Consider the following 11631-nt stretch of genomic DNA (forward strand, 5'->3'; position numbering starts at 1 on the left):
GCGCGGCCCGCGCCGGCCCCCTGGGTTCAGGTGCTCCGGCCGCCTTCGGGAGCGGGGGCGTCGCTCGCCCCGATGAGGTCGAGGGCGGCGGCGAGCCGGTCGACGATCAGGTCCGAGTCCGAGGTCCGCAGGGCCCGATTGCCCAGGACGTTGCGCTGCATCTGCACGCCGGTGCAGACGGCGATCAGCAGCGCGGCGCGCGTCCCCGGATCGGGGCCGGTCAGCGCGTCGGCGAGGTCGCGCTGATAGTGGCGTTCGAGGTGGTCGCGCATGATCTCCACGGCTCGCTCGCTCCCGGCCGAGCGGATGGTGAGCAGGAGTCCCTTGGCCTGCTCCATCGGTGCGTCGCCGAGCAGCGCCGCGGCCACGGCACGGTTGTTCCCGGGGACCATCATGAGGGGATGGCGGTAGGTCTCCTCCACCGCTCGCTCGAACAGCGCCTCCTTCGACCCGAAGTAGCGGGTGATCAGGCGGGGGTCGATGCCGGCGTCGCGGGCGATGTCGCGGGTGCTCGCACCGTCGTAGCCGCTGCGGGCGAACGCGTCGATCGCCGCGTCGAGGATGGCGCGCTGGGTCGCCTCGGCATCGCGCGTGCGACGAGACTCGGACGCGGACGTACCAGTGGCCATGCCTCTCATCCTAGGCCCCCCCTTGACCGTTGTCCTCAACTGAGGACTAAGCTTGTCCCCAAGTGAGGACATATCTGCGAGCAGCCCCCTCTCCCGTGAGGACAGGTCTGCTCGCCCGGAAGGACCTGGCCATGAGCATCACTACCCGATTCCTCGGACCCGACCGGCTCGAGGTCGGCGCGATCGGTTACGGCGCGATGAGTTTCGCCAACCCCTACGGGCAGAGCGGCGAGTACGACCCGGACAAAGTGGCCCGGGAGATCCTCGACCGTGCCGCCAAGCTCGGCGTCACCATGATCGACACCGCCGACGTCTACGGGGACAGCGAGGAGATCATCGGCCGCGCGATCGCCGCCCGCCGCGACGAGTTCGTCATCGCGACGAAGTTCGGCATCGTCTCGGCCCCGTTCGGCGGCGCCGAGGCGCGCATCGACGGCAGCCCCGCCTACGCGCGCGAGCGGCTTGAACGCTCACTGCGGCGCCTGGGCACCGACCACATCGACCTGTACTACCAGCACCGTGCCGATCCGGCGATCCCGATCGAGGAAACCATCGGCGCCATGGCCGAGTTCGTCGCGGAGGGTAAGGTACGTCACCTCGGCCTGTCCGAGGCCGCACCCGACACCATCCGCCGCGCCGCGGCCGTGCACCCGATCACCGCCCTCCAGACCGAGTGGTCGCTGTGGGAGCGCGGCATCGAGAACGAGATCCTGCCGCTCACTCGCGAACTCGGCATCGGGATCGTCCCCTACAGCCCGCTGGGCCGCGGCGCCCTCACCGGCGCCATCACCTCCCGCGACGACCTGAAAGGGGAGGACCACCGGCGCGGCCTGCCCTGGTACTCCGAGGAGCACCTCGACGGAAACCTGTCGACCCTCCACGTCGTCCGCGCCATCGCCGCCGACCTGGACGCCACCCCCGGCCAGGTCGCCCTGGCCTGGCTGCTCGCCAAGGCACCCGACGTCGTCCCGATCCCCGGCACCCGCCGGCCGGCCTTCTTCGAGGAGAACACCCTCGCCGCCGGCCTCACCCTCACCGAGGACCACATCGCCGCCCTCGAACGCATCACCGTGACCGGAGAGCGCGAACACGACACCGCCGTCGCCACTCAGAACTGGTTCAACGGGGTGACCCCGCCCCGCTGAAAGAACCCCGCCTCGCGAGCGGAAGACCCGGAACGACCGACGCCGAGTTGACCGTCGAGCGTGCCTGCCGCAGGATGCTCGGCATGTCTGAGCGCGCACTGAGCTTCGGAGCGATGGCGGAAGCATACGAGCGGTTCCGGCCAGGCTATCCCGTGGAGCTCTACGACCTGGTGATGGCGTACGCGGCTCAGCCGGTCAGGACGGCACTCGAAATCGGGGCGGGGACGGGCAAGGCGACCCGCCTGTTCGCCGAACGAGGGGTCACGATCACCGCCACCGACCCTGACGGGGCCATGCTCGCCGAGCTGCGCAAGCACGTCCCGGCGAACGTCCGGACCGTGCGGGCCGCGTTCGAGGACCTGCGGCCGGGCACGAGGTACGGGCTGGTCTATGCGGCGGCGGCGTTGCACTGGACGAACCCGGAGGGGCGGTGGACACGCATGGCCGCGCTGCTGGAGCCGGGTGGCGTGTTCGCCTCCTTCGGCGGGCCGATACAGCCGACCGACCAGGCCGTGCGGGAGGCCGTTCGCGCGGCACGGTCACCGTTCCTGGCCAGCGACGAGATTCCGTCTCCGGACGGGACGCCCCCGGAGCATGACATGCAGTGGCCGGGTACGGAGCTCCAGCGATCCGCATGGTTCACCGACGTTCGGCAGTCCGTGATCGAGCGGCGGCTGACGATGAGCGCACGCGCCTATGTCGGCCACCTCTCCACCGTCTCCGCGTATCTTGTCCTGCCCGCCTCGGAGCAGGAGCAGGTGCTCAGCAGGATCATGCGGGTTCTCCCCGCGACGGTCGAGGTCAACGCCGACATCACCGTCCACGTCGCGCGCCTGGCCACGAACGCCTGACCTGTCGGCGGCACGCGAAGACCTATTCCCAAGGCCTGTTGGGAAAGTTATTATCCCAACATGTCTTGGGAATCCGATGACGGTCTGGTGCCGCTGCGGGCGCTGGCCAATCCGCTCCGGATCCGCATGGTGTCGCTGCTCACCGGCGTGTCCATGTCGGCCACGGAGGTCGCCGAGGAGCTGGGCATCGCCCATGCCTCGGCCAGTTACCATCTGCGCCAGCTGGCTGAGGCGGGGTTCCTCGAGATGGTGGAGGAGCGGCCGTCGCAAGGAGGCAGGGGCAGGCCCCGGCGGCGCTACCGCTACGACCCCTCCAGCGGCGCCCGGCTGGATCGCGCGAACGGTCGCCGGCTCCTGCATGAGGCACTGAACGCGGACCTGGAGCGACGTCTCGCGCAGGCCCGGACCCAGCGCCTGTCCATGGATGCCGAGGTGTGGCTGGACCGGTCCGTGTGGGAGGAGGTCATCGGGCTGGTCGACCAGGCGGTCGCGCTGGTCCACGACAAGGCGGGGCCGCCCCGTTCGGGTGACCGGGTCAAGGTGAGCATGACCACGCTGCTGCTGGAACTCGACGACGTGCGATGACGCGCCTCCCCCTGTTATGGACCGGGGCGGGCTTCCTGTCGTTGGGGCTGCTCGTCCCCGCGATTCCCGGACACGTGACCGGTCCTCTCGGGCAGGGGCCGGGCATGGTCGGCGCCTGCTTGGCGATCACGTCGGTGTGCGCCCTGCTCGCCCGCCCCTTCGCGGGCCGGCTGGCCGACCGGCGGGGTCGCCGAGCCGCCGTCTGTGCCGGCGCCGCGCTGCTGGCGGCCGCCTCCGCAGCGGTGCTGCTCGCCGACTCCCTGCCGCTGTTCCTGACGTGCCGGGCCGTCGCGGGGGCCGGGGAAGCGCTGATGTACGTCGGCCTGGCCGCCGCGGCCAGTGACCACGACCGTCCCGGCCAGTCGATCAACCGGTTCTCCGTCGCGGTCAACGCCGGGCTGCTCGCCGGACCGCCGCTCGCCGAGGCCGTCCGCTCCGCCGCCGGCCTGCCGGCCGTCTGGGCCCTGTCCGCGGCGGCGGCCGTCGCAGTCCTGGTCGCCGGCCTGTTCCCCGGCAGCGTCACGGCGAAAGCCTTCGCCAGTGGCACTCCCTCCCGAGCCGAAACCGCCGGTGACAGCCCCTCCCGGACCAGAACCGCCGATCGCACCGCCTCCCGGGCCGGAACCGCCACGCCGCTCGTCCACCGGGCAGGACTGCTGCCTGGTCTGGCGTACTGGGCGTCGGTGTGGGGATACACCGCCTTCAGCGCCTTCCTCCCGCTGCACGTCGCCGCGCTGGGCGGCGGCGGCAGCGGCACGCACTTCCTCCTCTACGGCTGCGTGCTGCTCGCCGTCCGGATCGGCGGCGAGAGGCTGCTGTCCAGGGTCCACCCGCGCGGAACGGCGGCCGCCGCCCTGCTGCTCACCGCCGCGGGGCTGATCATGCTGGCCGTCTGGCCCACCGTGACCGGGGCGTTGGTCGCCGCCGCGGTGCTCGGCACGGGACAGGCGCTGGGCCTGCCCGCGTTCCTGACGATGGCGGTGGCCGGCCTGCCCGCCGAACAGCGCGGCTCGGCGGTGGCCACCACGACGGCGTTCTTCGACCTCGGATTCCTGACCGCCGCGCTCGCGCTCGGCTTCGTCGCGCAGTCCTTCGGCCTGGCCCACGGCTTCGCCGTCGCGGGCTGCGTGGCGGCCCTGGCGCCGCTGCTGTTCCTTGCTCGTCACCGCCAAGCGCATGACAAGTCACCCCAAGGAGACGACGATCATGACCATTCCCGCCGCTGAGCTCGCCGGCTACGCCGATGTCGTCTTCGACGTCGCCGTTCCGGTCCTCGACGACGACCGCGTGCTGATCAACGCCGAGATCGAGCACGCGCCGCTCGCCCGCGCCCTGACGGAGGCGGCATACGCCCGGGGCGCCCGCTATGTGGACATCTGGTACTACGACCCCCACGCCAAACGGTCCCGGGTCCAGCACGCGGACGCGGCGACGCTGAGCGAGGTCCCGGCCTGGCTGGACGCACGCAACGAGGAGCTGGCCCGTCACTGCGGCGTCCTGGTCAACATCCGCGGCGCCGCGGCACCCGATCTGCTGGCCGGGTCCGACCCGGTCCGGGCGGGCCTCGATCGTATGCCGTACCTCACGTCGAGGCAGCGGTTGCAGCTCGGCAACCTGGTCCGCTGGGTCATGGTGCCCTGCCCCACGGCGGAGTGGGCTCGCGCGATCTTCGGGGAGCCCGACGAGACCCGGCTGTGGCAGTATCTGCGGCCCATTCTCCGGCTCGACCGGCCCGACCCCAGAGCCGCCTGGGAGCAGCGGATCGCCGAACTGCTCGGCCGCGCGAAGACGCTGACCGAGCTGCGCCTGGACGCCGTACGGCTGGAAGGGCCCGGCACCGATCTGACCATCGGGCTGCTGCCCGGCGCGCACTGGACGGCGGCGCGGCTGGAATCGGTGAAGGGGCACGTCTTCCAGGCCAACATCCCCACGGAGGAGGTGTTCACCACTCCTGACTACCGCCGGGTCGAGGGCACCGTTCGCTCGACCAGACCGCTCGCCCTCAACGGAAGCGTCATCCGCGACCTGGAGCTGACCTTCACCGCGGGCGTGGTCAGCGAGGTACGGGCGTCCAGCGGCGCCGACATCGTCCGGACCCACCAGGCGACCGACGCCGGTGCGGCCCGGCTCGGTGAGCTGGCGCTCGTGGACGGTTCGTCGCCGGTGGGACGCTCGGGCCTCACCTACCTCGACACGCTGCTGGACGAGAACGCCACCTGCCATCTCGCCTGGGGCGCCGGACTGCCTCCCGGCGTGCCCGAGCGTCTGCGCACCGAGGATCCCGCCGGGCTCGACGCGGCCGGGGTCAACACCTCCGGTGTCCACGTCGACTTCATGGTGGGCGGTCCCGAGGTCACCGTCACCGGGATCGGCCACGATGGGGGCGCGATCGAGCTGCTCCGCGACGACGAATGGCAGATCTGACCGGCGTTCCCGCATCGCCCACCGGACGGTGGAGGTCTCGCCTCAGCGTTCACGGGTGGATCGGACGGCGTCGGCCAGGGCCCGGATCGCGGTGGGGATGGCGGGGACGGGGATCTGCGCGTAGCCGAGCAGCAGGGTCGGGGCTCCGGTGCCGGGCGGGATCCAGAAGTCGTACGTGGTCATCAGGTTGATCCCCCGGCGGCGGGCCTGGTCGAGGATAGCTCGCTCGTCGTGGTCGCCGGGCAGCTCGACGGTGGCGTGCAGCCCGGCGGCGATGCCCCGGACGGTGGCCTCGGGCAGGGCGTGGGCCAGTTCGTCGAGGAGGAGGTCGCGGCGGCGGCGGTACCGGGCACGCATGCGGCGCAGGTGGCGGTCGAGCTCGCCCCGCGCGAGGAACGTCGCGAACGCGTGCTGCTCGATGCGGGCGGTGCCGCAGTCGGCGAGGTCCTTCTCGTCGGTGACCGCGGCGAGCAGCCGCGCCGGGACGACCAGCCAGCCCAGCCTCAGTGCCGGCGCGAGCGTCTTGCTGGCCGAGCCGGCATAGACGATCCGGTCGGGTTCCAGCCCCTGGAGGGCGCCGACGGCCGCGCGGTCGTAGCGGTATTCGGCGTCGTAGTCGTCCTCGATGACGATGGCGTCGCGCTGCCTCAGCCAGGTCAGCAGGCCCCGCCGCCGTTCGCCGGTGAGCACCGCGCCGGTCGGGTGCTGGTGAGCGGGGGTGAGCACCAGCGCGTCCACGGCTGCCCGGTCGAGCTGGTCGACCCGGATGCCGGCGTCGTCCGTGGCGATCGGCACGATCTCCAGGCCGGCTCTCTCGGCGATGCGACGCTGGTCAGGGTGGCTGGGGTTCTCGAACCCGATCCGTCGGGCACCCCGGGCGGCCAGCACCCGGCAGATGATCCCCTGACCCTGGGAGTACCCGTTGGTGATGACGACCCGCTCCGGCGCGGCGACCACACCGCGCACCCGGCCGAGGTAGTCGGCCAGGGCCGAGCGCAGCGCCTCGACCCCGCGCGGGTCGCCATAGCCGAGCTCGGCGTTGGTCATGGCCTGCAGCGCGTCGCGCAGGCACCGCAGCCACTCCGAGCGCGGGAACGCCGACACGTCCGGTGCGCGCGGACGCAGGTCGAACCGGGGCGCCGCGGCCGGAGCGCTCGCCGCTGGCGTGGGGAACACGCGCGCCCGGGCCGTCTCGGCGACGCACGGCCGGGCGCCCTGCCGCAGCGTCAGGTATCCCTCGGCGGCCAGCTGCTCGTATGCCCCGACCACGACCCGGCGCGAGACGCCGAGCTGACGCGCCAGGTCCCTGGTCGAGGGCACGCGCGCGCCCGCCCGCAACCTTCCCTCGCGGATGGCTCCGCGCAACTGCGCCTCGATCTGCGTGCCCAGCCCCCGGCGGTCGTCCCGGGAGACGGACAGCAGCACCTCTATCGGCTGACTGGTCTCGTCCATTGCGGAAGAACTGGATCCCTTCACTGCACCAGTTCGACCGTAGCATCGGGGCCGTACGCGAGCGAGAGGAGGCTGGACATGACCACAAGCCCCTGCTCGGCGGGCCACGAACCGGTGTCCGCCGAGCCGATGAACGGGTGGGCGGAGCCCACCCCATGGGACTGGGTACGCGGGCACCTACGGCGATCGGCGGCGACCTACTGGCTGGCGACGGTGCGGCCCGGCGGCGCGCCGCATGTCATGCCCGTGCTGGCCGTCTGGGTCGAGGGCCGGCCGTACGTCTGCATGGGTCCGGGCACCCGCAAGGCACGCAACCTCGCCCGCGACGCCCGCTGCGTGGTCACGGTGGAGCACGAACCCCTCGACCTCGTCGTCGAGGGCACCGCCGCGAAGGTGCGTGACGAGGACACGCTGCGCCGGGTGGCGCGGGCGTACGACGAGACCTACGGCTGGCGGGTCACCGTCCGCGACGGGGCGCTGGACACCGGCGGTGGGGCGACGACCGCGGGCCCGCCGCCCTACGACGTCTACCAGGTGATCCCGGCGACCGCCTACGGCATCGGCACCGGCGACCCCGTCGTGGCGACCCGCTGGCGGTTCCGGGAGCCGGGCCATCGGGCGGCCGGCCGATGAGCGCCGTACCGGCGCACGCCGTGCCCGGCACCTGCCGGGTCGTCCGCCGGGGCCGCTCCTTGGCGGTGCTGACCCTGGGGGCGGCGACGATGCAGGCGGCCGTCATGGTCGCGAGCACGGCCAGTACGTTGATGTTCGCCGGCGCCTTCGGCGATCGCTGGGGCGGCCTGCCGCCCACCGCCGGCGTGGCGGGCGTGGCCGCCGGGTCGATCGGCCTCACCTGGCTGATGCGCCTGACCGGCCGCAGGTCCGGTCTGATCACGGCCTACGCCGTCGCCGCGGCGGGCGCCGGGGTGGCCGTCGCGGGCGTCCTGTTCGAGCCCCTGCTCGTGGTGGCCGGGCTCTTCCTGCTCGGAGTCGGCAACGCCGGTTCGCAGCTGGCACGTTACGCGGGCGCCGACCTCTATCCGGCTGCCCGCCAGGGTTTCGCCCTCAGTGCCGTGGCGTGGGCGGGGACCATCGGCGCGGTGGGCGGGCCGGCGATGCTGGCCCCCGCGACCGCCGTCGCCGACGCGGCCGGGCTGCCGGCGATGGCCGGAGTGTTCCTGCTCGCGCTGGCCGCCGCCGCTGTGGCCGGTCTGGTCACGACGGGCGTGCACCGCTCGGCCACGCCGGTCCGCCGCGGCGGGCAGGCGACGGCTCCGCCACGGTTGCTCGCCGCCCCCGCGATCCGGATCGCGCTGGTCGCGATGGTCGCCTCCCATGTGGTGATGGTCGCGCTCATGGTCGCCGCCCCGCTGCACCTGGACCACCACGGCCACGGCCTGGGCGCCGTGGGGGCGGTCATCAGCCTGCACGTCCTCGGGATGTACGCCCTGGCCCCGCTCAGCGGCCGGCTCACCGACCGGTACGGCAGCCGTCGCGTGCTGGTCGCCGGCGTGGCGACGATCGGCGCCTCGGCGGTCGTGCTGGTGGGCGCCGCCCACCTGAGCGAACCGTGGTTCGCGGTGGCCCTGTTCGCGCTCGGCTACGGCTGGAGCATGTCCATGGTGGCGGGCAGCGCCCTGCTGGTGCGTGATGTGCCACCGGCCGAGCGGCTCCGCGTCCAGGGCCGCGTCGAGGCATGGGTGTGGGGTGCCGCCGCGCTGGCGGCCCTCATGTCGAGCCAGCTCCTGGCCCTTGGCGGCTATCGACTCCTGGCGACGGTGTGCGTGGCCCTCGTGGCCGCCACCGTCCTGTCGATCCTCCGTACTCGTGTCACGCCCGGCCCAGCGGTCATGAGCGGGAGGCCACGATGACCGAGTCCGCGCGTCCGCCGGTGCGCTCCGCCCTCTGGGTGCCGCTCTTCGACGATCTCGCCGACCCGGTGGTGGCCGCGCGCCTGGCCGGTGAGGCGGAGGCGGCCGGGTGGCACGGGTTCTTCGTGTGGGACCGCCTGAGCTGGCCGCGGCCGGTCCGGCAGGTCGCCGACCCGTGGATCACGCTCGCCGCGGTCGCCTCCGCCACCGAACGCCTGCGCATCGGTCCCATGGTCACGCCCGTCGCCCGCCGCCGGCCCGCCAAGCTGGCCCGGGAGACCGTCACGCTCGACCGGCTCAGCGGCGGCCGTCTCACCCTCGGCGTCGGCCTGGGCAGCGACCGTTACGGCCGCGAGTTCACCAGGACCGGCGAGCAACCCGACGACCGGCTGCGCGGCCAGATGCTCGACGAGGCGATGGGGGTCCTCACCGCCGCGTGGTCCGGTGAGCCGGTGCACCATCGCGGCGAGCACTACACCATCGACGGCCTGCGGTTCCTCCCCCGGCCGGTGCAGCGGCCTCGGGTGCCGGTGTGGGTCGCCGGGTATCCCGGCCGGGTCCGGCCGCTGCGCCGGGCCGCCCGCCACGACGGGTTCTTCCCCATCGACCTCGAACACGCCGACCAGTTGGCCGAGATCGCCGCCACGCTCACCGGCCTGCGTGGCCCGGCGGCCACGCCGTACGACCTGGCCGTCGCCCTGCCTCCCGGCGCCGACCCGGAGCCGTACGTCACGGCGGGCGCCACGTGGTGGATGCCCGACTTCCCGCCGGACGTGACCCTGGACCGGGTGCGGGGCGTCCTGCGCGACGGCCCCTTCCAGGTCGAGGACCGCCCTCTCCCGCTGCTCGTGGACGGGTGAGTCAGTTGCTGTAGATCCGTGCCGGTGTCACGAACACGGCGGTGCGGCGCTGCTCCCGCATCACCCGGTCGTAGGTGTCCCAGTCGTCGTGCGTGCCGCCCGCGGCCGTGAAGATCTCGCGCAGGATGACCCGCAGCCGCTCGGCGTCGACCGCAGGGTGCGGGTCATCCGGCCCGACGAGCTCCGCGCTGCCCTCGACGGCCGCCCACTGCCATCCCGAGCGCACGGTCACGGTGATCTGCGGGCGCAGCCGGAGGTTGGCCAGCTTCACCTTGCCGTACGTCACGAATGCCGCGACCTGCGCTCCTGTCAGCGGATGCGCCATGAAGGCGACGTTCACCAGGGACGTCTGGATCGTCGCGTCAGCCCGCAGTGTGGAGACGACCGCCAGCCCGCTCTCGGCACGCCCCAGTGCCGCCGCCTCGTCGAAGGATGTCATACCACCACACCCTAACGAGGCGGGCGCTAGTGGTCGGCGCAGCAGGGGGTCGGGTTCGGCACCTCGAACGGGGCCACCCGGCCACCCGCCACCGGCATCGTGACCAGGGTCAGCACACCGTCCTGCCACCGCGGACGGACGAAGTCACGGGTGTCGAGCTCCGTACCGTCCGCCGGTGGCGGGCCGCCCAGCTGGGTGACCCGCCCGATGGCGCTCACCGCGAGCACCTCGCCGACCGTCAGCGTGTCGGATCCTCGCGCCAGAACAGCGTGAGGCCCGACTGGGTGAGGACCGCCACCACCAGCAGGACCATGCCCACCAGCGCCGGTTGGGAGGCGAAGGTGTGGCTCTCGGTCCGCGCCAGCTTGAGCCGGGCCAGCCAGCCGAGCCAGCGGGCGGGACGCCCGGTCACCTCGGCGCGGAACACCGGCTCGTCGAAGCCCTTCCCCGGCGTTCCCGACTTGCGTTCCAGCACGGCCAGGACCTTGTAGTGGGCGCCGGGGTTCAGCTTCACCTTGGGTAACTTGAGGACTCCCGCGTCCTTCTCCTCGCCCATCCCGTAGCCCTCGGTCTCCTTGGTGCCGTCGCCGGTGTCCGTGACGAAGAAGTGGCTCAGTTCCTCGGGCTCGGTCACCGCCATGCCGACGACCCTGCGGTTCGGGAACCTGACCCGGATGCCGGTCTTGTCGCTCTCGTGGGTCAGGTAGTCGGACTCGACGATCTCCATCCAGCCCTGCGTGTCCATCTGCACCCGGTAGCCGAGCCGCTTGCGGCGCACCACGGCGAACTCCCACACGAACGCCATGAGGGGAACCACGACCACCCCTTCAGGACCGGGGGACGCCGTGGTAGTGCGGAAGATCGAGTGGCGGCACCGGGAAGCCGCCGGCCGCCGGCTCGTTGGTCAGTTCCTCGAACTCGGCCTCCACCTGCGCCTTCCTGTCCTCCTTGCGCCGCTGGTTGACGGTGTCGAACCGCATCCAGATGGCCAGCACCCCGATCACGATGACGACGCCGACCGCGATGCCCAGCACCCTGTCGCCCTCGTTGACCATCACGTTGCGCACCGCGGCGACCAGGAGGATCCAGCCCAGGTTGACCGGGATCAGCACCTTCCAGCCCAGCGACATCAACTGGTCGTAACGCACGCGCGGCAGCGAGGCCCGCACCCAGATGATGAAGCTGAAGGTCAGCGCGAACTTGATGAAGAACCAGAGCACCGGCCAGTAGCCCGTGAACGCCCACTCCCACGACATCGGGAACGGAGGCCGCCAGCCGCCCAGGAACAACGTCACCGCGATCCCGGAGGCCGTGAACGTGTGCAGGTATTCACCCATCATGATCAGGGCGAACTTCAGCGACGAGGAGTATTCGG

Annotated in this window: 14 protein-coding genes; 8 read left to right on the forward strand and 6 right to left on the reverse strand. The window is 72.4% G+C overall.

What is annotated here, in order from left to right; genetic code table 11:
* Positions 1–26: 26 nt before the first annotated feature.
* Positions 27–629 carry a TetR/AcrR family transcriptional regulator gene (locus tag BLS95_RS20085; RefSeq protein WP_176993282.1) on the reverse strand — a complete coding sequence of 201 codons (603 nt, stop codon included), beginning with the start codon at positions 627–629 and terminating at the stop codon, positions 27–29.
* Between the two features lie 131 nt (positions 630–760).
* On the opposite strand from BLS95_RS20085, the gene BLS95_RS20090 reads away from it, so the two are divergent.
* From BLS95_RS20090 to BLS95_RS20110, 5 genes are all read left to right on the forward strand, one after another.
* Entirely contained in the window at positions 761–1774 is a 1014-nt protein-coding gene (locus BLS95_RS20090; protein ID WP_090933478.1) for an aldo/keto reductase, read from the forward strand.
* Between the two features lie 83 nt (positions 1775–1857).
* The gene (locus BLS95_RS20095) at positions 1858–2625 is read left to right on the forward strand and encodes a class I SAM-dependent methyltransferase (RefSeq protein WP_090933387.1); all 768 of its coding nucleotides are present in this window, start codon (positions 1858–1860) and stop codon (positions 2623–2625) included.
* A gap of 60 nt (positions 2626–2685) precedes the next feature.
* Entirely contained in the window at positions 2686–3210 is a 525-nt protein-coding gene (locus BLS95_RS20100) for an ArsR/SmtB family transcription factor (RefSeq protein WP_218135866.1), read from the forward strand.
* Positions 3207–4436, forward strand: a complete 1230-nt coding sequence (locus BLS95_RS20105; RefSeq protein WP_090933390.1) for an MFS transporter — start codon at positions 3207–3209, stop codon at positions 4434–4436. Before BLS95_RS20100 ends, BLS95_RS20105 begins: the two co-directional genes overlap by 4 nt.
* Complete coding sequence (locus BLS95_RS20110; RefSeq protein WP_090933392.1) at positions 4417–5634, forward strand: aminopeptidase; 1218 nt, start codon at positions 4417–4419, stop codon at positions 5632–5634. The genes BLS95_RS20105 and BLS95_RS20110 overlap by 20 nt, the downstream gene beginning before the upstream one ends.
* A 42-nt stretch (positions 5635–5676) precedes the next feature.
* On the opposite strand, the gene pdxR is transcribed toward BLS95_RS20110, so the two are convergent.
* Positions 5677–7086, reverse strand: coding sequence for a MocR-like pyridoxine biosynthesis transcription factor PdxR (pdxR, locus tag BLS95_RS20115; RefSeq protein WP_090933394.1), 1410 nt, complete (start codon positions 7084–7086; stop codon positions 5677–5679).
* Positions 7087–7164: 78 nt separating this feature from the next.
* Between pdxR and BLS95_RS20120 the strand changes: the two genes are divergently transcribed.
* The 3 genes from BLS95_RS20120 to BLS95_RS20130 are packed head-to-tail and all read left to right on the forward strand — an operon-like array spanning position 7165 to position 9817.
* A complete protein-coding gene (locus BLS95_RS20120; protein ID WP_090933396.1) occupies positions 7165–7719 on the forward strand; it encodes a pyridoxamine 5'-phosphate oxidase family protein in 555 nt (184 codons plus the stop codon).
* Entirely contained in the window at positions 7716–8957 is a 1242-nt protein-coding gene (locus tag BLS95_RS20125) for an MFS transporter (protein ID WP_090933398.1), read from the forward strand. The genes BLS95_RS20120 and BLS95_RS20125 overlap by 4 nt, the downstream gene beginning before the upstream one ends.
* Positions 8954–9817 carry an LLM class flavin-dependent oxidoreductase gene (locus tag BLS95_RS20130; RefSeq protein WP_090933400.1) on the forward strand — a complete coding sequence of 288 codons (864 nt, stop codon included), beginning with the start codon at positions 8954–8956 and terminating at the stop codon, positions 9815–9817. Before BLS95_RS20125 ends, BLS95_RS20130 begins: the two co-directional genes overlap by 4 nt.
* 1 nt (position 9818) lies before the next feature.
* Here BLS95_RS20130 and BLS95_RS20135 read toward each other — a convergent pair whose 3' ends face one another.
* From BLS95_RS20135 to BLS95_RS20150, 4 genes are all read right to left on the reverse strand, one after another.
* On the reverse strand, positions 9819–10256 hold the full coding sequence (locus BLS95_RS20135; RefSeq protein ID WP_090933402.1) for a TIGR03618 family F420-dependent PPOX class oxidoreductase: 438 nt from the start codon (positions 10254–10256) through the stop codon (positions 9819–9821).
* Positions 10257–10282: 26 nt separating this feature from the next.
* Positions 10283–10474: a hypothetical protein gene (locus BLS95_RS20140; RefSeq protein ID WP_143043805.1), complete on the reverse strand. Its 192-nt coding sequence runs from the start codon at positions 10472–10474 to the stop codon at positions 10283–10285.
* Between the two features lie 20 nt (positions 10475–10494).
* Positions 10495–11073, reverse strand: coding sequence for a hypothetical protein (locus BLS95_RS20145; protein ID WP_143043806.1), 579 nt, complete (start codon positions 11071–11073; stop codon positions 10495–10497).
* 10 nt (positions 11074–11083) lie between these two features.
* Positions 11084–11631, reverse strand: a 548-nt coding sequence (locus tag BLS95_RS20150; protein WP_176993283.1) for a complex I subunit 1 family protein, incomplete at its 5' end; no start/stop codon positions are given.

It is taken from the genome of Nonomuraea jiangxiensis, from assembly GCF_900099965.1.
GTDB classification, from domain to species: domain Bacteria; phylum Actinomycetota; class Actinomycetes; order Streptosporangiales; family Streptosporangiaceae; genus Nonomuraea; species Nonomuraea jiangxiensis.